23 protein-coding genes and 1 pseudogene are annotated in these 23,039 nt (G+C 47.0%); 5 read left to right on the forward strand and 19 right to left on the reverse strand.

Going from position 1 to position 23,039, the window contains the following annotated elements; translation table 11 throughout:
• Positions 1 to 19: 19 nt before the first annotated feature.
• Genes CLFS41_RS11195 through dctP form a run of 3 tightly spaced genes read right to left on the reverse strand, consistent with a single transcriptional unit; the run spans position 20 to position 2,942 of the window.
• Positions 20 to 1,297 carry a TRAP transporter large permease gene (locus CLFS41_RS11195; RefSeq protein ID WP_007867351.1) on the reverse strand — a complete coding sequence of 426 codons (1,278 nt, stop codon included), beginning with the start codon at positions 1,295 to 1,297 and terminating at the stop codon, positions 20 to 22.
• Between the two features lie 13 nt (positions 1,298 to 1,310).
• Positions 1,311 to 1,799 (reverse strand): TRAP transporter small permease subunit, encoded by a 489-nt coding sequence (locus tag CLFS41_RS11200; protein WP_007867353.1) that lies wholly within the window; start codon positions 1,797 to 1,799, stop codon positions 1,311 to 1,313.
• Positions 1,800 to 1,838: 39 nt separating this feature from the next.
• The gene (gene dctP / locus CLFS41_RS11205; protein ID WP_045092320.1) at positions 1,839 to 2,942 is read right to left on the reverse strand and encodes a TRAP transporter substrate-binding protein DctP; all 1,104 of its coding nucleotides are present in this window, start codon (positions 2,940 to 2,942) and stop codon (positions 1,839 to 1,841) included.
• Between the two features lie 219 nt (positions 2,943 to 3,161).
• Between dctP and CLFS41_RS11210 the strand changes: the two genes are divergently transcribed.
• Together CLFS41_RS11210 and CLFS41_RS11215 are read left to right on the forward strand one after the other, a co-directional pair.
• Positions 3,162 to 4,022 (forward strand): sugar phosphate isomerase/epimerase family protein, encoded by an 861-nt coding sequence (locus tag CLFS41_RS11210; protein WP_045092321.1) that lies wholly within the window; start codon positions 3,162 to 3,164, stop codon positions 4,020 to 4,022.
• Between the two features lie 36 nt (positions 4,023 to 4,058).
• Complete coding sequence (locus CLFS41_RS11215; protein WP_242827938.1) at positions 4,059 to 4,817, forward strand: GntR family transcriptional regulator; 759 nt, start codon at positions 4,059 to 4,061, stop codon at positions 4,815 to 4,817.
• 198 nt (positions 4,818 to 5,015) lie between these two features.
• On the opposite strand, the pseudogene CLFS41_RS11220 reads toward CLFS41_RS11215, so the two are convergent.
• The 7 genes and pseudogenes from CLFS41_RS11220 to CLFS41_RS11245 form a co-directional block, all read right to left on the reverse strand.
• A pseudogene (locus CLFS41_RS11220) lies at positions 5,016 to 5,372 on the reverse strand (family 1 glycosylhydrolase); the annotation flags it as partial.
• 100 nt (positions 5,373 to 5,472) lie between these two features.
• Positions 5,473 to 5,769, reverse strand: coding sequence for a Dabb family protein (locus CLFS41_RS11225; RefSeq protein ID WP_045092323.1), 297 nt, complete (start codon positions 5,767 to 5,769; stop codon positions 5,473 to 5,475).
• 13 nt (positions 5,770 to 5,782) lie between these two features.
• Positions 5,783 to 6,256 (reverse strand): flavodoxin, encoded by a 474-nt coding sequence (locus CLFS41_RS11230; RefSeq protein WP_045092324.1) that lies wholly within the window; start codon positions 6,254 to 6,256, stop codon positions 5,783 to 5,785.
• A 24-nt stretch (positions 6,257 to 6,280) separates the two neighbouring features.
• On the reverse strand, positions 6,281 to 6,793 hold the full coding sequence (locus tag CLFS41_RS11235) for a nitroreductase family protein (RefSeq protein WP_045092325.1): 513 nt from the start codon (positions 6,791 to 6,793) through the stop codon (positions 6,281 to 6,283).
• On the reverse strand, positions 6,744 to 6,995 hold the full coding sequence (locus tag CLFS41_RS29820; protein WP_152649036.1) for a hypothetical protein: 252 nt from the start codon (positions 6,993 to 6,995) through the stop codon (positions 6,744 to 6,746). Before CLFS41_RS29820 ends, CLFS41_RS11235 begins: the two co-directional genes overlap by 50 nt.
• A 21-nt stretch (positions 6,996 to 7,016) precedes the next feature.
• On the reverse strand, positions 7,017 to 7,877 hold the full coding sequence (locus CLFS41_RS11240) for an aldo/keto reductase (RefSeq protein WP_045092326.1): 861 nt from the start codon (positions 7,875 to 7,877) through the stop codon (positions 7,017 to 7,019).
• A 19-nt stretch (positions 7,878 to 7,896) separates the two neighbouring features.
• Entirely contained in the window at positions 7,897 to 8,121 is a 225-nt protein-coding gene (locus CLFS41_RS11245) for a hypothetical protein (RefSeq protein ID WP_045092327.1), read from the reverse strand.
• A gap of 443 nt (positions 8,122 to 8,564) precedes the next feature.
• On the opposite strand from CLFS41_RS11245, the gene CLFS41_RS11250 reads away from it, so the two are divergent.
• The gene (locus CLFS41_RS11250; RefSeq protein WP_045092328.1) at positions 8,565 to 9,263 is read left to right on the forward strand and encodes a hypothetical protein; all 699 of its coding nucleotides are present in this window, start codon (positions 8,565 to 8,567) and stop codon (positions 9,261 to 9,263) included.
• Positions 9,264 to 9,454: 191 nt separating this feature from the next.
• Positions 9,455 to 9,895, forward strand: a complete 441-nt coding sequence (locus CLFS41_RS11255; protein ID WP_045092329.1) for a GNAT family N-acetyltransferase — start codon at positions 9,455 to 9,457, stop codon at positions 9,893 to 9,895.
• 60 nt (positions 9,896 to 9,955) lie between these two features.
• Here CLFS41_RS11255 and CLFS41_RS11260 read toward each other — a convergent pair whose 3' ends face one another.
• The 9 genes from CLFS41_RS11260 to CLFS41_RS11300 all read right to left on the reverse strand — a co-directional run bounded on the left by CLFS41_RS11260 (position 9,956) and on the right by CLFS41_RS11300 (position 20,265).
• Entirely contained in the window at positions 9,956 to 10,837 is an 882-nt protein-coding gene (locus CLFS41_RS11260; protein ID WP_045092330.1) for a LysR family transcriptional regulator, read from the reverse strand.
• A gap of 119 nt (positions 10,838 to 10,956) precedes the next feature.
• Complete coding sequence (locus CLFS41_RS11265) at positions 10,957 to 11,295, reverse strand: hypothetical protein (RefSeq protein ID WP_152649037.1); 339 nt, start codon at positions 11,293 to 11,295, stop codon at positions 10,957 to 10,959.
• Positions 11,296 to 11,809: 514 nt separating this feature from the next.
• Positions 11,810 to 13,306 carry an FGGY family carbohydrate kinase gene (locus tag CLFS41_RS11270; RefSeq protein WP_045092332.1) on the reverse strand — a complete coding sequence of 499 codons (1,497 nt, stop codon included), beginning with the start codon at positions 13,304 to 13,306 and terminating at the stop codon, positions 11,810 to 11,812.
• Between the two features lie 28 nt (positions 13,307 to 13,334).
• Positions 13,335 to 14,111 carry a tryptophan synthase subunit alpha gene (locus tag CLFS41_RS11275; RefSeq protein WP_007867368.1) on the reverse strand — a complete coding sequence of 259 codons (777 nt, stop codon included), beginning with the start codon at positions 14,109 to 14,111 and terminating at the stop codon, positions 13,335 to 13,337.
• Complete coding sequence (locus tag CLFS41_RS11280) at positions 14,111 to 15,061, reverse strand: ABC transporter permease (protein ID WP_007867371.1); 951 nt, start codon at positions 15,059 to 15,061, stop codon at positions 14,111 to 14,113. Before CLFS41_RS11280 ends, CLFS41_RS11275 begins: the two co-directional genes overlap by 1 nt.
• 15 nt (positions 15,062 to 15,076) lie before the next feature.
• Positions 15,077 to 16,555, reverse strand: a complete 1,479-nt coding sequence (locus CLFS41_RS11285; protein ID WP_045092333.1) for a sugar ABC transporter ATP-binding protein — start codon at positions 16,553 to 16,555, stop codon at positions 15,077 to 15,079.
• Between the two features lie 28 nt (positions 16,556 to 16,583).
• Positions 16,584 to 17,642: a sugar ABC transporter substrate-binding protein gene (locus CLFS41_RS11290; protein ID WP_242856820.1), complete on the reverse strand. Its 1,059-nt coding sequence runs from the start codon at positions 17,640 to 17,642 to the stop codon at positions 16,584 to 16,586.
• Positions 17,639 to 18,571, reverse strand: coding sequence for a sugar-binding transcriptional regulator (locus CLFS41_RS11295; RefSeq protein WP_007867381.1), 933 nt, complete (start codon positions 18,569 to 18,571; stop codon positions 17,639 to 17,641). Before CLFS41_RS11295 ends, CLFS41_RS11290 begins: the two co-directional genes overlap by 4 nt.
• A 206-nt stretch (positions 18,572 to 18,777) precedes the next feature.
• The gene (locus tag CLFS41_RS11300) at positions 18,778 to 20,265 is read right to left on the reverse strand and encodes a GntR family transcriptional regulator (protein ID WP_045092335.1); all 1,488 of its coding nucleotides are present in this window, start codon (positions 20,263 to 20,265) and stop codon (positions 18,778 to 18,780) included.
• Between the two features lie 174 nt (positions 20,266 to 20,439).
• On the opposite strand from CLFS41_RS11300, the gene CLFS41_RS11305 reads away from it, so the two are divergent.
• On the forward strand, positions 20,440 to 22,998 hold the full coding sequence (locus CLFS41_RS11305) for a hybrid sensor histidine kinase/response regulator (RefSeq protein WP_045092336.1): 2,559 nt from the start codon (positions 20,440 to 20,442) through the stop codon (positions 22,996 to 22,998).
• The last annotated feature ends 41 nt before the right edge of the window (positions 22,999 to 23,039 follow it).

Genomic DNA, 23,039 nt, shown 5'->3' on the forward strand with positions numbered 1-23,039 from the left:
CTTTCATCCTATTCTTCAGTTAATAAAGCAATCGCGGCAGGAATAAAACCGCATCCGGGAAAAACGCCAGGAGTCCAATGGCCAGAAGGATCGCGGCTAAAAATGGGATCATGGACTTTGTGTATTCCTGCAGCGAACAGTCCAGTATGGTATTGACCGTGTACATACTCATTCCAACCGGCGGCGTATTAACGCCCATGGTAACTATCACACACATGAGAAGCCCCAGATGGACCGGGTCAATCCCCACGGACTGGCACATGGGGAGGAGGATGGGGGTCAGAAGCAAAATTACAACCGAGCCCTCCATGAACATTCCCACAAATACAAGAAGTATTATGATGAGTACAAGCACCAGCGCCGGATTGGTTGTGATCCCTGTAATAAATGCAGTCATCTTCTGAGGTATCTTGTCAATGGGAATCCCATAACCAAACAGCGCGGTCAGGGATACGATCATCATAATGGAGCCGATATCCCCAATGCTGTCCTTCAATGCCTTGAGGAAGGACTGAACAGTCAGTTCCTTATAGATAAATGCGCCCACAAACACAGAATAAAAGCAGGCAAATGCTCCCACCTCGGAAGGTGAGAAAAATCCCATCCTGATGCCCACCAGCAGAATCACAGGAAACATAACCGCCCATATGGTCTCCTTCAGGTTAATGCCGATCTCCCTTAAAGTGGCTCGTTCCCGGCGTATGGGCTTATATCCCCTCATTCTGGCAATAACTGCCACAGACACCATCAGGACGATCATCATATAAAGCCCCACAAAGATACCGGCTGAGAACAGCTTGCCAATGGAAACGCTTCCTGTTGTACCGTAGATGATCAGCCCTACTCCCGGAGGGATCGTGGCTGTGATCAATGAAGTGAAGGTCAGCACATTGGCGGAAAATCCTTTGGAATAACCGCTCTTGATCATATCCGGGCCCAAAAGACGCGCCTCCATGGCTGCATCCGCGGTAGCTGAGCCGGACACGCCTCCCATCAGGGTGCTGAGCACCACGCTGGTCTGGGCAAGGCCGCCTCTCATATGTCCGGTGAGCAGTGTTGCAAGACTTACAAGGCGTTTTGTGACCCCTCCGTTATTCATCAGGTTTCCGGCCAGGATAAACAGAGGAATGGCAAGCATGGATATGCTCTGGACCTGGGTAAGGGGAAGCTGTGCAACATGGGTAAGAGGAAAATGAGTATTCTGCAAAAAGAACACCATTCCCGATGCACCGATTGCAAATGCAACCGGCACACCTATGATCAAAAGGATCAAAAATACGATAAAGACAGTAATCATAATGTTTTTCTCCTTACATCTTTGATATGACTGTGCTGTCTGTTGTTTTCATAAGGTCATACAGACGCTTAACAGCTGTTATGAACATCAGGGAAAAACCAACCGGTATGGAGGCGGCAACCCATACATAGCTTAGAAAGGGAATCCCCTCCAGGGTCCGTTTGCCCACATTGGCGCATAGCTGAAGCCCCTGCCTTACCATCACAAACATCATGACCAGCAAAACGGCGTATACGATCAGAGCCACTGCTTTTTGAAGTGCAACCGGAAGCTTACCTATTAATATATCCACATTCACCATTCTTCCTGCCCTGAACGCCACATCCCCGCCCAGGAATGTAGTCCAGGCCAGCATCAAAAGGGCCACATCGTTACACCAGTTTAAGGGATGGCCTGTCAGGCGCACCGCGGCCCCCAGCATTAATACGGATGTAAAACCCACTACACAGGTCATTGTAATTGCAAGCTCTGCCTTGTTCAGAATCTCAAAAAACTTTTTCATCCTCAGTTTTACCTCTCTTTATACCGGAATCACTCATCCCTATCTTCCAAGTGCTTCCATCACCTGGTTATATGTATCTGTAAGCCCAAGCCGCTCATAAGATGTCTTTACAGCTTCCCGGAACGCATCAACATCTATCTCTGAATGGTCGATCACAGTCATACCCTCGTCAATACATCTCTGTTTTGCTTCTTCCGTAAACTCACCAAGCATCTTTTCCGAGCAGGCGCTGCTTGCCTCATCGCAGGTTTCCATCAGAATGGTCTGGTACTCCTCGGGAAGGCTGTTGAACCATCCGGCGTCAACTACCACGGGATTTAACAGCAGAATATTATGTGTCTCGGAAATCGTATTCACGTTCTTGATCTCATAATAGCTTTCGGAAACAATACAGGGATACACATCTTCGTAACCATCGATCACCTTGTTTACAAGATTATTATAAATGTCCCCGCGTCCCATTCCCTGAACGCTGCATCCAAGTGAACTCACAGCCGCTCTCCAGATCTCCGTATTGGGGCAGCGGAGGGTAAGTCCCTTCAGGTCCTCGGGTTTGGTCACCGCCTTGCCTGCCACCACGTTCCTGTAACCCTGCACAAGATTCAGGGACACTACCTTAATATCGTTCTCAGCCTCCAGTTCCTGGATCCACTCTTTTACCATATCCAGCTCTTTGACCGCATTGATATCATCCATGGTTTCCACAAAATATGGAAGATTGAACATTGCCAGCTCCGGTACATAGGTTCCCAGACGGGCAAAATCCGTGTTGTAGCCCCAGTTTGTGTCTGAATCCTTAAATGAGTTAATGATATCCTCCTCTGAGCCAAGTGTGTTGCTGGGGTACAGGTCAATGACAAGTCCGCCATTCGTCTTTTTTGCAACCGCATCCGCCCATTCCTGGAAACATGCCTGGTATGGATGGGTCTCGGTCTGGGCATGTCCGAACATCAATGTGTAGCTCTCACCGGCCGCCTCTGTTCCTTTTTCTTCTTTCTCCTCTTTGGACTGGGCAGCGTCTATGCCTTCCTTTTGAGTGGATGCAGGAGCTGCACTTCCTGAATTGGAAGAGCAGGCGGTTGCCGTCATTGCGATTGCCATTCCCATTGTCACTGCTGCCATACGTTTCATCATCTTTCTCATTTAAAGAACCTCCCTGATTATACGTTTTGTTAGTTTTTAGAGCCATCTCTATGGTGGTATTGTAATAAATGACCATATTTTTCGCAATGGTAATTGTGCACAAATTTTGAATCCATTTTTCGTATACAATTTTTGTATACAAATTTTGTATTCTGTTTTAAACTATATTCAAGCTGAACGTAAACTACAATTAAATTTATATGGAGGATACAACCGGGTATGAAACAAGTATCGTTTCCCTTTAAGACCAGTTTTCAATGTGTCTTGGAGACAAAAGAACAGTTTCCTGAAATCAGGATGCTGTTCCGGCTTTTGCGCAGAGAAGGATTTTATGGTGTGGAATTAAATTTACCTGATTTAGGATTGATCAAACCGGAGGAACTGCATGGTTTATTAAAAGAGTACGGCCTTAAGATGGATATGCTTGCAACCGGCGCCTATGCCAAAACACATCATCTCTCCCTCAGCAGCGCCATTCCCAGTGAACGGCAAAAGGCCGTTGAAGGGTGCCGTCAGAATATTGATTACGCTGCCGCTATGGGGTGCGGGATCATATTGGGATTTTTTAAAGGAGGCCCTGAGAGCGGCAGCAGGGACGGGGAACAGCATTTCCTTACATCCATGATGGAGCTGAAGCCGTATATAGAAGAAAAGCAGGTCCTGGTCCTCCTGGAGGCCACCAACCACAAGGAATCATCCATTATCAAAACCCTGAAGGACGGGGCCAGGATCATTGACTGTCTGGACAGCCCCCTGATACGCCTTCTGGCTGATACATATCATATGAACATAGAGGAAACCTCTGTGCTGGATTCCCTGAAAGCGTATCAGTCCTACTATCCTCACCTTCATATTTCCGATAACAACCGTGCATTCCCCGGGCTGGGAAGCATGGACTTTACCGCTATCTATGAAAAGCTGATAGAAATGGATTACAAGGGCACACTGGCAGTGGAAGGAAACATTCAGAACAGTCTTCTGTTTGACATAGAAGCCTCTGCCGCTTACCTTCATAACACATGCCGCAATTTATCCTTGCCCTCCCCTAATCACTTTGACATTTCACTGAAAATGGATTAAAATGGTTCTATCATTTGGAAGCTGTTACAGGAGGATATGATGGAAAAAGAAAGCAGTCTGGCTGTAAAGGCCTATGAGACAATACGGCAGCAGATTTTTGATTTTGATCTGTTCCCCGGTCAAATCGTATCCGATTATCTTCTCAGCAAGGAACTGAACATGAGCCGTACTCCCATCAGGCAGGCATTAATGCGGCTGGAGAATGAGGGGCTGCTGGAAGAACAGAGCGGCAAGAAGAATTACCGCATTTCAACCATAACAACAGAGGATATACAGGATCTCTTTGATTTTCGAGAGGGGATCGAAACCACGGCATTCATGCTTGCATGGAGGAGAGGGATCACACCTGACCAGCTGAAAGCCCTTCAGGATATCACCAATAATATGAAATCCACCAATGAAGCAGGCCAGGCCAAGGAGCACTTTTTCTATGATCAGCAGTTTCATAACGAGCTGGTTGCCCTTTCCAATAACAAGCGGTTGGTCAAAGCCCATGACGAGATCCTGCTTCAGCTGACCAGAATGCGTTTTCTCTCCTTTCTTGAAAATTCTCTGCAGAGCAAAGCCTGTGTCAAGCACCAGGCCATACTGGATGCCATCCGGGACCAGGACTATGAGAAAGGACGCCAGGCCGTCATTGACCATGTGCGCTCATCCAAGGAGGATTATATCAACCTATTCGGCAACGGGCTTTCCTCCAATTCCCTATGTCTGCTCCGGTATTTTACACGTACCCCCAAGGAGGAGCCGGAGGAAGGGACGTCCAATGGGACCGAGGGCGGAACCGGGCCCTGATCAAACCTGATCCATAATCTCTTGCAGCCAATGCAAAAAAAACTCCTTCCTGTTTCCATCCCAGGAAGGAGTTTTTCAGTGATTCATATTTCACCATGGCAATACCGCTTTACCGCCTTCAATGGTTCCAAATAAGGTTTTCCATACATCTCGGATGCCGGTCCCAGCATCCCTATCAGTGAAATGGCTTCCCATGTTTTACAAAGCCTCTCCGTTTGTCTTTATGACCTTTTTGTACCAGTAAAAAGAATCCTTACGCCTGCGGGAAAGATCCCCGGTTCCATCATCAAATTTATCGACATATACAAAACCGTACCGTTTTGCCATTTCCCCGGTAGACGCTGAAACCAGGTCAATACAGCCCCACGGGGTATATCCGATTAAGTCAACCCCATCTTCCTCAACGGCCAGCTTCATCTGCTCAATGTGCTGCCGCAGATAGTCTATCCTGTAATCATCACGGATTCTTCCGTCTGCCTCCACCGTATCATGGGCTCCCAAACCATTTTCCACTACCATCATAGGCAGATGGTAACGGTCGTAAATTTCATTCAAACCGTCCCTCCTTGTATTCATCTTTCCCTATGGCACGCTTACCGGCTTTTGCATGGAAAGCGGTGCCGCCAGCCGGACACAAGCATTTTTAAGACACGCTCTAAAGTTCAATTTGCGCCATCACGAAATTATCGGTACGGAACGCCTCAACTGCTTTGTCTGCGACTTCACAATGTGCCGGGCTTGCAAGCAACGCGTCAAATCCCGCCTTATCCTTTACATCAACAATCATGGTGACTACATTTGCAGGACCAGCCCAGCCCAGATTCCTTGCCACAGTGATTGCCTGGATTGCAGGAACGCTGTCTTTCATTGCACGCATTTCATCCATTTTCCGATTGATTACTTCATCGGGAGTTCCTTCTTTTGCGGTAGCCATAAAAATATGCCGTATCATTGGTGATTCCTCCTTAAAATTTTTCAGCCCAGGCTTTCAGCTCTGTGGCTTTTACATTTGTATTGAACCGCCTGCCATCGCAGAGTACGGCTCCTTTACAGGACTCCGTAAGTTCGGCATTGGTATTTCCCATACCGCTGCTCCCGGAGGTGGCAAACGGAATGACCTTCTTGCCGGTTAAATCGTACTGCTCCAAAAAGGTATTGATGATCGTAGGGGCCACATACCACCATATGGGGAATCCTACAAACACCCGATTGTACTGTTCCATGTTCTCCACTTTGTTTGCAACAGCGGGGCGGAAGGATTTATCGTTCATCTCCACACTGCTGCGGCTCTTTTTATTCATCCAGTCTAAATCCGCGCTTGAATAAGGTTTTTCAGGCCGGATTTCATGCAGATCCGCACCAATCGTATCTGCTAACAATTTTGCCAGCTTTGCGGTTACCCCGCTGGCAGAGAAATATGCTACCAATGTTTTACTCATGATCATTTCCTCCATTTTTATTGTTTACATATAGCTGACAGTTTCAGAAATCTCTTTACGCTGACTGTGCGCTGCAAGGGGTTTTGTCCCCTCTGCCGCATATCCCAAATCCAGCAGCATCAGCACTTCTTCGTTTTCGGGAAGTCCCAGTTCCTTTGCCATTTCCTCCGGATCAAAGAAGTTGATCCAGCAGCTGTCCACACCCTCAGCCTTGGCCGCAAGCATCATATGCGTTGCCACGATACTGGCGTCCTCAACTCCGGAATCCCGTTTTTCACCCGGATAAGTAAAGACATTGTTTTTATCAAACGCTACAACAGCAACCGTTGCCGCGCCATAGCGGCAGGGAGTTGCATTGTCGAGTTTGGCAAGCGCTTCTTCAGACTGCACCACATAGATGCGCTGCTCCTGAAGATTTTTTGCGGTGGGGGCCAGCCGTCCTGCCTCCAGAATGGCATGAAGCTGTGATGTTTCCACCGGGCGGCCGTCAAACTTTTTGCAGGCATAGCGTTCTTTCATTACTTTCTGAAATTCCATATTGTTTTCCTCCTGTTTTGTAAAGATTTTCCAAGCTCATAGGCTTTTTCATGTGGCTGGTTTTGCGGGTCATATCAGGGCTGCCGCATCCGGTTCCCAATATCATACCCATATCCTGAAAGTGCATATAGCCGAACAAACCGGTGTAGTAATCGCGAAGACAGCTCATCGTTTTAGGGTCGTGGGCACCTTCATCAGACAAATCCGTTTCTGCCTCCGTCCTTTACTTCACGCCAAACCGGGCAAAGAAATCTTCAATCTGGGCCGCATCTTCATGGTTCATAAATAGATTCACGCCCTGGTCCAGAGCCTCAATCTGCCCCATTTCTTCAGCATTCAACTGGAAATCAAAGATATCTAAGTTTTCAGCCATACGCTCCTTATGAGCGGACTTTGGAATCACAGGAATACCGCTCTGTACAAGAAACCGAAGCGCAACCTGCCCGGTTGTCTTGCCATACTTCTGGCCAATGGATGTCAGGACCGGGTTTATAAAGATACCTTTTTCTCCGCGGGCGAAAGGAGCCCATGCCTCCACCTTTGCTCCATATTTTTCTATGAATCTGCGGTCATTCTTATGCTGCTGGAACACATGGGTTTCCAGTTGGTTGACCATCGGTCTGACTTCGCTGAACAGCGCTAAATCCATGAAGCGGTCGGGATAAAAGTTGCTGACACCGATGGCTTTCACCTTGCCGTCCCTGTATGCTTCCTCCATAGCCCGCCATGTACCATAATAATCATTGAACGCCTGATGGACAAGCAAAAGGTCAATATAACCGGCCTGCAGCTTACGCAGGGACTCGTCAATCGAAGCCTTTGCCTTTTCGTATCCGGCGTTCATAATCCAGACCTTGGTGGTGATGAACAGTTCTTCCCGTTTCACCTTGCCTGCGGCAACCGCCTTGCTGACAGCGTTACCTACTCCTTCTTCGTTGTAGTAAGCCTGTGCCGTGTCAATCGCCCGGTACCCGACCTCGATGGCATCTGTGACGCAACGCTCACACTCCTCCGGGCTGATCAGGAAACAGCCGTACCCCAGCATCGGCATTGCTGCTCCGTTACTTAATGTGACATACTCCATTTGATGTTCCTCCTGACTGTTATTTTTTGTTTCTGATGTCGTTTCGCATGGTGTCCATGCTCATGATAGCGCTCTCTAATCTGTGGATTTCATCCAAGGCTGTCTTACGTTTCGCGCCAAGAATCCGCAGCCTTTCGGAATTAGAACATTCTCCGGCAGAAAGCAGTTTCAGATAATATGCAGCTTCTGCTTTAGAAAATCCCATCTCCCGAAGCCCCCCTGCCATTTTTTCCGTTTCGTCCATAGCACCTCTCCCTATAAAAAACTGTAGATGCACCGTTTTTCTTGGTACACCTACAGTATAGAATGATCATTTCAAAATGTAAAATGCCTATATTGAGTGCGTGGAAATTCATTTTTTGTATTGCGGATTTTACTCCGACCCCTACCCCTTACCTCCTTGCCCCTTACCTCCTTGCTATAATCATAACCTATAACCGAATAAAGGCTGGAGTTACTTTGGAGAAGATCTGACTGTCCTTCCATACGATATAAGAACCCAATTCAAGCCTTAACTCGAAGGGGATAACCACCAGCTATCATAGACATATCCCGGCCGGGCGCATACTGCGGCGTTTTCATCTTTCCGCACCATTGCCGCTGCGTTGGAAAGAAGTATCTTCTATTGCCTTTCCCATCTGCGTTTGATAAAATATTATTATTAAATATAAGATGAAGGGTATGATTATGAAGAAGAATGTTTTCATTTTGAGTGCTGCTTTACTTGCATCCGCATGGCTGACTGCATGCAATTCCGGGAATAAACAATTTCCGGAGCCACCTGCAACAACTGAGACCAAGGAAACGGAGACAACAGCCGAAGTTAAAAAAGCAGTCGAATTTTCAACAGGCTCCTGGAATGGCCATACATTTACCAGCCCTTGGCTGAACCTTGCTATTACTTTTCCAGAGGACTGCACGATTTCCACAGAAGAGGATATTAAGAAAATGCTGGGAACCGGCCAGGAAATCCTGGTCAACAATGGGGTTTCCAATGAAGCACAGTATAAAGCTGCGGAGTTTACAACCACCTATGATTTTATGGTGATCCTGCCGGACCAGTCCTCAAACGTTCAGATGCTGCATGAAAATGTTTCTGTTGCAGCCCTTGGAAAAAGCATGCCGGCTGAACAGTATTTGGATGCTGTGAAGGCGCAGTTAGGGGCTTTGGAGGATTATGGCTATGAGTTTAACGATTATGAGGATGTTAATATAGGGGGACAGACCTTTACAAAATTTTCGGTTTCTGCGCTTGGAGGAGCTATGCTTCAGGATTATTATTGTATTTCCAAAGGAAAATATATTTCTTCCATAATTGCCAGCTATATCCCTGATTCAGCCGAAACAATTGAAGCTGTTATGGCAGGGGTTACAACTTCAAAATAGGAAGAAGTGCAGGTTTAAACACGGGCAGGGGTTACCATCACAATGCTGATAGCTCTGGCTCTCTCCATCATACCAGACCTGCTCCATCTCCTGCATATTTCTTGGCCGGGCGGGTGGCTGGCTGGACGTCAATCCTTTGTATTTCAAGCGGATAAGGCAAACTCAAAGAATTAATATGGAGGTATCCACCTGTGAATATACAAAAAATCACAGACAATAAAAAGGCATATATCGGCTTGCTCTTGTTAGCAGACGAACAGGAAGACATGATAGACAAGTACCTTGAACGTGGCGAAATGTTTGTTTTACACAACGATGGGGTAAAGGCCGAATGCGTAATTACAAAAGAGTCGGAAGGTATTTATGAACTAAAAAACATTGCGGTTATGCCTAACTGTCAACGAAAGGGCTATGGCAAGAGAATGGTTGATTTTCTGTTTTCCCATTATACTGACTGCAAAACTTTACTTGTTGGAACTGGGGACGTTCCTTCTGCACTTCGTTTTTATCACAAGTGCGGCTTCATAGAATCACACCGCATAAAAAACTTTTTCACGGATAACTATGACCATCCGATGTTTGAAGATGGCAAACAGCTTGTTGACATGGTCTACTTGAAACGGGAGCGGTAGCGATTTTTCTTGGTACACCTACATACGCACCCATTCCTTTCCCCTTTACCGCCTTCCACTTTACTCCGCTTCTTCCTCCTGCTGCTGTAAAAATTGGAGGAAGGCTTTCGCCGCTCTGGAAACAATCCGCCCCTCCTTCCATGCAAGAGCAGAACCAACGGAAAGCTCCGGTTCCAGCGGCAAAAACTTCATATCGTCATAGTGGCAGTCCTGCTCCAGACAAATGACAGCGCCTTTTCGTTCACGGGCAACAATGACCGCATTGTGCAGCACATTATAGTTGGCGGAGAAATCCATATCCTTTGCAAAATCTCCCGACCACTGGCGCAGTTCCATATGTGCGGGAGTATTGACATGTATCGTCATGACAAGCGTTCCAACCAGGTCCCCAGGATGGATCGTATCCTGTGCGGCAAGGGCGGCTTCCCGATGAATGAGCGCGCCCCAACGCTCTTTCATCTGCATGGAAAGGGTTGCATATTTCGTAAGGTTAAACGGTTCCAGAAATAAGCCAATGTCCAAAGACCCCTGTTCAATGCGCTCCTGTATTTCTTCATTGGATCCGCTGTACAGTTCAAATTTCACCCTGGGGTAACGGCTTTGAAACGCCGTCATTGCCTGTGCTAATTCCTGAACGCTGCGAAGTTCGTTACACCCGATAGAGATAATACCAGAAAGTGTTTCTTCGTTCTGAGTCACCTCGCTCTTTGCTTTTTCAGCCATGGCAACAATGTCCTGTGCTCTGCGCCGGAATAAGAATCCTTCATCAGTCAGCAGAACGCTGTGATTAGTTCTCTCAAACAGCTTTACACCCAATTCATCCTCCAACTGCATTAGCTGGCGGGAGAGGGTAGGCTGCGTCACATGGAGAAGCTGCGCTGCCTTTGTAATATTTTCTTCTCTGGCTGCCATGAGAAAGTATTCTAAAACGCGGATATCCATTAGATTACCTCCTTTTGAGAACACTATATCATGCTTGAAATTCAAAATCAACATACGGGAGGTTTTAAAATGAACATAAGACCAGCGACAAAAATGGAGCTTCATGAGATAATTTCTTTTTATAACGAAATGTGTAAAGTTTTGGATAAGGCAGGATCTTTACCAAATGGGAATAAAGGAGGTTTTCCTTCAAAGCAGTTGATTAAGGATTTTATTGCGATCTCATCAGCAAACACCATGACACGGTTAGGCATCCCCAGACTCTCCATGGAGTACAGGCCAAATCCATGCCCGCTTTCTTCTTTACGGCTTAATATTCTTACCAGCGCATTATCAAAGGCATTTCCCAGCAATACACACAAATCCGCGTCTTTTATAGACAATTCCAGCAGCGGCGCTATATCCGCATGGAATAGAATACCGTTTTCCACCGCGGTTTTCCATGCGTGATTTACCATGGAATCCACCACCATATTGCCGGTCCTTGCTTCCAGTCTCCCCTGCTTTTTTTGTTTCCCCTATCAGTTCAATTAACACACTCTGAACCTCCTCCAAAGTTCCTGATAATATTCTGCCGCCCGCGGTGTCTATTTCCGGGTGTTTTTCTGTAAGCATTTCAACTAAATGTTTGCCTCTCTTTTGCGAGGCCCTGGTAACAATACAAGTATTGTGGTTAGAAAAAATTGCAACATGCAGGCAGATAACAGATTCGGGGTAGCTACTGGCTTCAGCAAATGTTTGCAGCCAGTCATTTACGTCCATACCTTTCCTTTTACGGCCTAGCCGGAACAACGGTACACTAGGAACAAGAAAAACCAGGCAAAGAACTCCCAAAAAATCAATGTAGATATGTCATCATTATTACCTCTGCTCAGTGTTACGATTGAAAATCTTATCAGTCCGTAACCAATAAGCACCCCGATTGCAGCCATTGCTTCCTGTTTCCATCCCAGGAAGGAGTTTTTCAGTGATTTATTTCATTCTTTCGCCATGGTAATACCGCTTTACTGCCGGATAAATATCCAGGTAACGTTGATACAGCACGTCATAGAAAGCTGCCCGTTCCGGATCCGGCTTATAGGCAACTGAGCGTTCCCTGCTCTGGAGGGAATCTGTAAACTCCGAATACCCCTGTATCCTGCCTTCTGCCAGCAGCACCGCCGCCCCCAGGGCCAGGGCCGGGAGCATTTCCCCATCTTTGTATACATACACGGTCTGGTTCAGGATATCGGCCAGTATCTGATTCCAGACGCCGACACGCCCTCCGCCGCCTATGACGGATATGTTTTTGGGCGGAACCCCAATGCATTCTATCCCCTGCCTGATGGAAAAGGCCACTCCTTCCAGACAGCTCCTTATCATATCTCCCTGCCCCGTGGCAGCCGTGATTCCCAGAAAGCTTCCCTTTACCAGGGAATCCATCACCGGAAACCTTTCCCCGTTGAGATAGGGGAGGAATACCACGCCTCCGCTTCCCGGTCTGCTCTCCCTCAGCCGTTCCTCCACATATGGGTAATCGATGTTCTCCCGGGAATCCCGTGCTGTAAACAGGCTGCTGATCCATTTATGCACATTCCCTGCATTGAGAAAGGGAACCACGTTGATATAGGCCCCCTGCTCCATTGCCGCCAGATTGAATATGCCCTCCGACCCCCTGGAAACCTCCCTGGATATGGTGGAAACCCAGCCTGAAGTCCCCAGGTTTATGTTATATTCCCCAGGACGCCGGATCCCGCTGGCAAGGGTGGCTGCACCAGCATCCCCCACGCCTGCGTATATCCTGACCCCTTCGGCAAATCCCGTGGCTTCTGCCCCTTTTTTGCTCAGGGTCCCCACTGCCTGATGGGGATAATACAGTTCAGGCATGAGACTGGGATCGATTCCGGCAGCTGACAGGATCCTGCTATCCCAGGCGCCCAAAGCCATATTCATGGCTCCAGCCGTGGAGCAGGCCGTCATATCACCCACAGCCCTGCCAGTAAGCCGGAGAATAATATAATCTTTTGCGCTTATAAGGACCTTATGGATCTTCCCGTACAGATCAGGCTGGTTTTCCTTGATCCACATCAACTTGGGCAATGGGAGGGAACCGTCATAATGGTTTCCTGTGACAGACTCCAGATAGTCCGTTCCCATGCGCTCAATGAGTTCCCGGGCCTGGTCAGCAGCCCGGCCGTCTGAATACAAGACAGCATTTCCCACCGGACATCCTTCACGGTCCACAGGAATTACATCCTGCATCTGACCGCTCATGATGACTGCCTCCACAGGCGTCCCCTTGTCCATTGCCGCGAATCCCTTCGAGATCCCGCAAAAGGCATCAAACCAATCCTGTGGCCTCTGCTCCTTTTTTTCATTATCAAAGATCGTACTGATTGTTTTTGACACGGAGGAAAGCACCTCCCCCTTTTCATTGATCAGCACGCCTTTGACTGCCGTTGTGCCTATGTCATATGTGGCAATTGTCATTTGACGGATCCCTCCTTGCTGCAAGCACTTAGCGTGCCTGCTCCATAATACCGGCCAGCTCATCTATAAAATCGTAAAGCTCTTCCTGGGATTTGTTCAGTTTTCTCATAATCTCGGTTCCAATAATGGCCCCATAGAATCCGTTTTGTATCAGTTCCCTGACCCGTTCGCCTGAGCTGATCCCAAAACCCGCAAAGATTGTATTGCTATGGAACATTTTACCGTAATCCAGCAGTTTTTCATAGTCGTTTCCACTGGTTTGCATGCCTGTAGGACCGCTGTATAAACGCTGATAGATCATTGGAAATTCCTGGATTGTCTTTGTTATCTCATTAAAGCTGTCGTCACTGGAGATAAAACCAACCACGTCCAGACCATATCCGCTGATCTCAGCCTTTAACCGGATCCTGTCCTCAACCCCCATATTGGGGATCACCAGGGCATCAAATAATCCTTCCTCCGCCAGATTCCTGTAAATTTCCGTATGGATCAGGTCCTCCCTGTATCCCATAAGCCATATGGGAACTGAAACCTCAGCCCTAAGACGCCTCCAAAAATCCATGGCATGGCAAAGCCCTGTCCCCACGGTTTCATGGGCTTTTTTAATTACCTCCCCATCCTCGTAGGGATCCTTGGAAGGAAATCCTATTTCCAGTACCGGCAGCCCCCTGCGGCAGCACTCATGGATAATATGAAAAAAATGCTCCTCATCCGGATATCCGGCGGTTATGTACCCCACAAACAGATTCCTGTTGTCGTCTATACTTTTTTGCATACGCCTGCTGTGAACTTTTATCTGATCCATTACTTAGCGTCACCTCGTCCCAACTTCTGGGCAATTACAGCAACCACTATAATAATACCCGTAATAATATTCTGCATATAAGAGGGCATCTGCAGGATCGTCAGCCCGTTTGCCAGGATTGACAAGATGGCAGCACCCACAAATGTCCCCGCCACATTGGGAATTCCCTGCCTGGATACCGTGCAGCCGATATAGGCAGCGGCATAGGACTGGAGGAAATATCCGGCTCCCGCCGAGGTGTTGGCCGAGCCCACCCTTGACGCAACGGCAATTCCCGTTCCTCCTGCCAGGGCCCCGCACAGCATAAATGCCAGGATCTTATATGTCTTCACATTGATGCCCGCGATCTTGGACGCCTCTTCCCCTCCGCCGATGGCATACATTTTCCTGCCCGAAGGCGTATGCTTCATAAAAAATGCAAAGGCCAGGACAAACAGGATCATAAGCACTGAAAGGAAGGGGATTCCCCCTATCTTAGAAGTTCCCAGCCAGGTAAAGCTCTTTGGTATGTTTTCAAAAACAGTCGCCCCGCCTGTCAGCCTGTAGATCAGGCCGTCCAGCACTGTACTGATACCCAGTGTGGTGATAAAGGAGAGTACCTTGAATTTTGCCACAATGTATCCGTTGACCCATCCGATCACCATACAGACCAGGACTGTTAGCAGGAAGCTGGCTCCTACCGGTATGCCCGCCACTGCCATCAGGGCCGCCATAACGCCTCCCAGGCTGGCCATACTGCCCACGGATAAATCAAATTCATTCACCACCATTACCATGGTGGCTCCAATGGAGATAATGGTAAGAGCCGCCATCTGCCGGCTGATATTAATAAAATTCTTTAGGGTGAGAAAAGCGGCAGGCTTCAGAACGCCGAATATCATGATGATCACAAGAAGTGCGATTATGGTTCCATAGGCCTGGGCCATCTGTTTAAAATCTGTCTTTTTCATCCTCTTCACCTTTCTTTATTTATCATAACAATAGGAAAGCACTTCATTTGATGTCAGGTTTTCATTCTTCAGCAGTTCCTTTGTGCATCCCCGTGACATGATCAGGATATTATCTGCCACTTCAAGAATCTCTTTTAAGTCAGATGACACATAAACCACCGCGCTTCCCGCCGCGGCCCGTTCCCTCAAAAGTTTATGGATTTCGTTGCGGGTCTTTACATCCACTGCCTGGGTCGGCTCGTCACACAGGAATACCTTGGGGTTTGTCATAAGCGCCTTTGCAAACACTACCTTTTGCTGATTTCCTCCTGACAGTTCAATGGCCCTCTGGTCCATCCCCGCCATCTTGATCTGAAGGCTTCCAACCCGCTCTGATACGGCCTGCTCCTCCTTCTTTGCGCTGAGCACCCCATGGCTGGAATATTCATCAATACAGGACAGGGTCACATTTTCCTTTATGCTCATGCTGCCGATCATTGCCTTTCCCCGTCTGTCCTCACAGATCAATACCATTCCTTCGCGGATGGAACACCCAGGGGACAGTCTCTCCATCTTCTTTCCGTCTATGGACACGGTGCCGCATTTGGCGGTCCTGTATCCATAAATACACTCCAAAAGTTCTGTTCTTCCACTACCGCCCAGTCCGAATATTCCAAGGATTTCACCGCTGTGCGCCTGAAGGCTGGCACGTTTGACGATCCCGTCTTTGGATGCCATCTCCCTTACCTCCAGCTGCACCGGCCCCAGTCCCCCGGTTTTATCAACGGTCTCTGCCTTCCACTGTTCGGTCATCAGGGAGATCAGTCCCTCTTTATCCACGTCCTTTGTGCCCACAACACCTGATTTTATGCCGTTTTTGAAGATGGTGATCCTGTCCGTGAGCCGGAAGATCTCATCCATCCTGTGTGTAACATAAAGGATGGATGTGCCTCTTTGTTTCAGGCGGTCAATGATGCCAAACAGGATCTCCGATTCCTTATCTGTCAATGATGCGGTCGGCTCATCCAGGATCAGCAGCCTGCAATCCGTCATCATGGCCCGGATGATCTCCAGGCATGTCTTTTGGGGCGGGCTAAGCTGTGAGGCCGCCTTTGTAAGATCAATCTCGATCCCCAGTTCCTGCGCCTTGTGCTGCACCCGCTCCTTCATCTGCTTCCAGTCAATGGTTCCCCCTCTGCTCGGATATTCCATTCCAAGATACACGTTTTCCACCGCATTAAACGCCGGAATCAGCACGTGGTCCTGATGTATGACATTGATCCCTATCTTCCGGCTGTCAGTGGGGGTATGGATGGCAACAGGCTGGTCGTTCCAGTAAACCGTGCCTTCATCCAGTGAATACACACCTGTAAGGATCTTGATCAGGGTGGATTTGCCTGCCCCATTTTCCCCAACCAGTCCATGTATCTCTCCCTCCTGGATATCCATGTCTATTCCCTTTAACGCATAGATCCCATTAAACTGCTTACTTATATTTTCTGTCCTTAAAAGCATGATCTTACTCCCTGCCAATGTGCTGGCGTCACTGTGCGTCTGCGTTTTCCTGGGTGATAAGTGTGGCCGGAGCATACATTTCCCCTTTTTCAATCTCCTCACCCTTAAAATACCGGTCCATCTGCTCATATACAATCTGGGCCATTCCCTCAAAATTCTGCTTTACCGTGGCCTTCAGGTTGGTTCCCTCTTTTACCAGGGAAATTGCCTGCTCATTCCCGTCCACGCCCGTAACCAGAACCTGGCTCCGGCCTGCTTCCTGCAGCGCCTGTGTGGCTCCGATGGCCGGCTCATCCCACGCAGCCCATATGGCGGTTATGGAATCCGGGTCAGGGTTGGCAAGCAGAAGGTTTTCCACAATATCCTGGGCGTCATTGATCGGCTGTTCGGCCGGTACATGCTGCTCTGTGATAAGTGTAATGTCCGGGTACTCCTTGATCAGATCATCAAATGCCTCACAGCGCTTTACAACTCCCGGATGAGGCCTGTGTGTGAGGGCGATCACGGTTCCCTTTCCTCCCATCAGGTCATCAAACAGATATTTCACGATCAGCTCTCCCATCTGGTAATTATCACTGGTCGCATTCACCTGCATTCCCTCAATAAATCCGCTGTCACATCCAAACACAGGGATCTCCGACTCAAATACGTCCTGAAGCTGGTTTGAAAGCTGCCCCGGGTCCGCGCTTACCAGCACGATCCCGTCCGTCCCCGCTGAGACCACATCTTCCAGTCTGCTGGCCAGCTGGGAGAAATCGTTATTTGTGTTGATGACAGACACCTCCGCCCCTGCATCTGTCAGCTTTTGTTCTATGTACTCAACCATCTGGTTGGTGGTCACCGAACCAAGATAAGGGGTCATCAGGGATATACTCTTTCCCTGCAATCCGGCTGCATCACCGGCCTTCTCCTTCTCCTTCTCCTTCTCTGTTTCCTTCTCTGTTTCCTTTCCGGCTTCCTTGCCGGTATCACTGCCCCCCTGTGTGGAAGCGCCGCACCCTGCCACTGCCCCTGCCATCATTGCTGCCGCCAGTATGGCTAACATTTTCTTGATTTTCTTGATTTTCTTGATTCTTCCTCCCATCATATCTGCTTTGCTGTTTCCAGGTCCGTTACCAGAATATCTATCTTACCGCTTTTCAGTGCAGCCTTAATGGCCTCAACTTTGGAATCTCCAATGGCTGCTGCTATGATCCTGCTTTTCTTTAAATCCTTAAGGGACTGCCCAATGGAGCGCTCCAGGATCTCCTGCCCCACCTCGCATCCGTCTTTGTCTAGGTAGGAACTGCACACAGAAGCAACCGCCCCCTGTCTTCTAAGCTCATCCACATCCTGTTTCCTGAGACTGCCCAGCTGGATATTGGTGGCTCCCTCGCTCAGGTTACCGATCCCCACCAGGGCTATGTCAACCTTTTTCCCGGCCTCCAGTACCTTGGCTATGGACTCCTCCTTTCTTAAGGACACAGCCAGGTTAAGATCCGATACCACAGCCGGTGCGTTAAGATTCAACGCACTTGTTCCATGCAGGTCCGCCAGCTTCTGAGCCAGGGTATCCGCGTGGATACTCATATTGGTGGTGGATATCCCACCGGCAAGGGGGACCACCAGCTTCAGCTTCTTGGGCGACTGTTCCATGGCATCGATCATGGCCTTGCAGGTATACCCGCTCATGACCCCCACCCTGGCATCCTGGGGAATGTAATCCTCCACTAATCTGGACGCCTCCTTTGCAAAGGACTGCATCCTGTTTTCCCCTTCTCCGCAGGTGCTGTCAACAACCAGAGCATCCCTGATGCCAAAGCACTTGATCAGCCGGTTCTCCAGTTCCGTCTCCCTGACATAAGGATTGGAGATGGAAATGTTCACAATCCCCGTCTCCTTAGCCGCCGTGATCAAACGGCAGATCTGGGGCCGGGATATGCCGAGAATGGCTGATATCTCCTTCTGGCTTTTGTTTTGGATATAATATAATTCGCATACCTTGATCATTAAACGTTTATTATTCATTGTCCCCATGGTGATACCTCATTTGAAATTAATTTCAATACTTGCAATATTGCTTACACTCCTTATTATAGTTAATAACATCCAATTGTCAATATTTCATAAATTGAAATTAATTTCACTCGAATTATGGGGCATATCACACAATTTTTATCTGTATAAAAAGGGCAAAACGAGACTGTCGCATCAATGATTTCCTGAACATTGATGCGACAGCCTCATGTATTTGGTCTATGAGCATCCGCAGAACGCGGCGGAACCCGAATACCCGCAACATTATGAAACTTATATTTTTCTACCATATGCTTCTTCATACAAACTAAAAGATAACGGTAACACTCTTCTATGTCATCTGCAAAGGAGCTCTCATTGCCTTCACTTAACTGCCGAAGCGCTAAAATGACTTGCCTGTTGAGATGTGTAAGCGTATGTCTCTTGGACGGATAATAAGCAAAATGATGTCCCCATTCAAGAAGACGATTGGTTTCAGATAATATAACATATAAAGGTTCTAACGTGGTATGTTTTAAAATGGATTCAAACATATCTGCTAAATAAATGCCGCCAGGCGAAGTGAACCTGTCTGCTAACTCATCCAATTCCGCTCTAGTAAACTTCGAGGCCGCGGCTACGGCCGCTGGGCGAATCACTAGTACCATCAGCTGCAGGGCATGAAGGTAACGTAATGCCTTTACTACATATCCGGAATTAAGAGCCAGCCGATGAAGTTTCGTATCATCCGGTTTTATAACTATGGTACCTTTTCCATTTAATGTCTTTACAAAGCCTCTTTGTTCCAGTTCTGACAATGCCTTTCTGACTGTGGATAAAGAGACATCATACCGGCTGGCCAGTTGCTTTTCATATGGAAGATACATTCCAACAGAATATTCCCCAAGGCCGATTTTGAGATTCAGGTCATCCACAATTTTTGAGTAGCAGTAATCTTGGCCGCGCATGGGATTCCACGAAAACGCCATGCCGGTTTGAGCCGGATATTTAGGCATCGTATCTGACAAGTATTTTAATGTGCATTCAATAGAGTCCGTGAGATTTTGATACATATTTGATAACTGGCTGTACTTTATGAAGGGATCACGGCCCTTTAAGACATCTATAATAACGCCGGTTACAGATACAGACCCCTGCAAAAAATGTTCAGCGAAATAGGGACACTCTTCTGTAAAAAAAGTAAGCTTATTGGAAAGGCAGAATGAAGAATAGAGCTCGCTGAACAGGGAATTACCACCTATTCTTAATATATCAGATCCTAATTTACAAGTCGTACGCCATCCATCAGAGGAATTTCCCAAACGCAATACTTTTATAGCCTTTTTATAATGAGGCATTATCTCCACATCACACCCCTGCAAAGCAAAAACCAGAAGTGAAGGCAGTATTAGGGCAAAGGTCTTATATACCTGTAAAATACCTTCTCTTTGTTTTAAAATGTTGAAAACAGTATTGGACAAATCAGGCGTATCTTTTCTTAAGGCAACGATTGGTGCAAGACGAGGCTGGATATCAACCAGACCTTCCTCCCGCAACGCATCAAGGACACGGTTAATCGTATATCTGCTTACATGGTATTGGTCGCAAAATATCCTTGAAGATGGCAAGGCGTTTCCAGGAAGTATCTGGCCCTCCAAAATACACTGCTTGATTTCGTTATATACAAACGTAAATTTTGTTTCTTGTGGTTTCATAACCTGCCTCCTGTCTGTCTGAATTATATCATGGCAAACCATCTTTGTCAGGATAAGATCGGGCAAACCTATTTGCACACCTTACCAATAATGATATTGCCAGTATGTGAGGATAACATTTATAATAAAACCGTAAAATTATTTTCTTAAGCATTCCAAGGAGAAATAAGAACAGTGGAAAAAAATATAAAGAAGAATCCTACAACACGTTTTCTAATATGCAGTTTCATTGGGCTATTAATTTTTAGTATTATCATTTTTAGCCTGCTGGGATTTTATATGAGCCAAAAGAGTGAAAAAGCCGTTTACGAAATCGGAAAAATTTATATGTCTGGAATGAATGAACAAATGTCCAGACACTTTGAAACTGTCATTAAATTGCGTTTTAATCAGGTCAAAGGCATTGTTTCCGTTGTCCCAACAGATAATACCGATACAGAAAAGCTATATGGGGAGCTCATTTACAGGGCACAGATCAGGGAATTTGACTATTTAGCACTGTGTTCTGCCCAGGGAGACTTTCAGCCTCTTTATGGGCAGTCAATACAGCCCCTTAACCCAAAGCCTTTTGTGGAAGCACTCCTGCAAGGGGAACAACGCGTTGCTGTCGGCATTGATTCTGCTGGAAATGAAGTGGTATTGTTTGGCGTTGACGCCGCTTATCCCATGCGCAATGGGGATGGAAGCGCCGGCCTGATAGCGGCCGTTCCTTTGGAATATATTACCGAATTCCTATCCTTAAAGGATGAAGGGCAGCTGATGTATTATCATATAATCAGGCCGGACGGAAGTTTTGTAATACAAAACCCCAACACTGAATTATGGTATCTCTTTGAACAACTGCAAAAGCAGCTTGATTCCACGGCAAATGATTCATCTGAAGAACATTCACTTCAAAAATTTGGCGCTGCGCTAAAGGATCATAAAGAATATGCTGGAATATTTGAAGTAAACGGCGAAAAACGGCAGATCTATGGTATATCATTACCTTATTCTGAGTGGTATTTAGTATCGGTAATGCCTTACAGTATATTGGACGATACCATAAACAACCTAAGCAGCCAGCGTATGTTCATGACATTGGTGTCTTGTGCTTCCGTTTTAATCATTCTAACATTGATTTTTCTTCGGTATTTCTCCATAACACGCTCTCAGCTGCATGAATTGGAGAAGGCCCGGCAGGAGGCTCTTGAAGCGAACAAAGCCAAAAGTGAATTTTTAGCAAATATGAGCCATGACATCCGTACACCCATGAATGCAATTGTAGGCATGACTGCGATTGCCACAGCCCACATAGATGACCGGAAACAGGTACAGAATTGCCTTAGAAAAATCACATTATCGAGCAAACATCTATTAGGGCTGATCAATGATGTTTTGGATATGTCTAAAATTGAAAGCGGTAAATTAACTTTAACAACAGAGCAGATTTCACTAAAGGAAGTTGTTGAGGGAATTGTCAACATTATGCAGCCACAGGTTAAGGCAAAAAAGCAAACCTTTGACATTCATGTTGAAAATATCATAACAGAAAATGTGTGGTGCGATGGCGTACGCTTGAATCAGGTTTTGCTGAATCTCTTATCCAATGCAACTAAGTATACACCGGAGGAAGGGGCAATTCAGTTATCCTTTTCTGAAGAAACATCTCCCAAAGGAGAAAATTACGTCCGAATTCATATCAAGGTCAAGGATAACGGAATTGGTATGTCGCCAGATTTTCTGAAAAGAATCTATGAATCCTATAGCCGTGCGGATGGAGCCAGAATACATAAAACTGAGGGTGCCGGTTTGGGGATGGCGATTACAAAGTACATTGTGGACGCGATGGAAGGAACCATCCACATACAAAGTGAGCTTGATAAAGGTACGGAATTTCTTCTCATGTTTGATTTTGAAAAAGCAGTTACACTGGAAACGAATATGGTTCTCCCCTCTTGGAATATGCTGGTGGTGGATGATGACGAATTATTATGCAGGACAGCCATGGACACGCTAAAATCCATTGGAATAAAGGCTGAATGGACATTAAGCGGGGAAATGGCCATAGAACTGGTTAACCAACACCGCAAAAAGAGAGAGGATTATCAAATAATTCTGTTAGATTGGAAACTTCCTGGCATGAATGGGATCCAGGTTGCAAAAGAGATACGGCGCAATTTAGGGGATGAAGTACCGATACTGCTGATTTCTGCATATGACTGGAGTGAATTTGAAGCCGAAGCCCGGGAGGCGGGTATCAGCGGTTTTATTTCCAAACCTTTGTTTAAATCCACACTATTCCATGCGCTGCGCCAATATATGGGGATTGGAACACCAAATAGCCGGACATTGAACCAGGATGTTGATCTGTCCGGGCGCCGTATCCTGCTTGCTGAGGATAATGAGCTTAACTGGGAGATTGCAAATGAACTGTTATCCGATCTGGGCGTGGAATTGGATTGGGCAGAAGACGGCCGGATATGCTTGGAAAAATTCCAAAAATCACCAGAGGGATATTACAATGTTATTCTTATGGATATACGGATGCCGCACATGACGGGATATGAGGCTGCGCAAGCAATCCGGGAGCTGAATCATCCGGATGCCTTAACTGTTCCAATCATAGCTATGAGCGCAGATGCTTTTTCTGATGACATACAGCGTTGCTTGGGGTGCGGTATGAATGCTCATATAGCAAAGCCCATTGATGTGAAGGAATTAACCCGCTTATTAAAAAGATATTTACTATAAATCCAGCCATAAAAGCGCGTGTCAAATGGCACGCGCTTTTA

The sequence above is a fragment of the Clostridium sp. FS41 genome, assembly GCF_000954015.1.
In the GTDB taxonomy this organism is placed as follows: Bacteria; Bacillota; Clostridia; order Lachnospirales; family Lachnospiraceae; genus Enterocloster; species Enterocloster citroniae.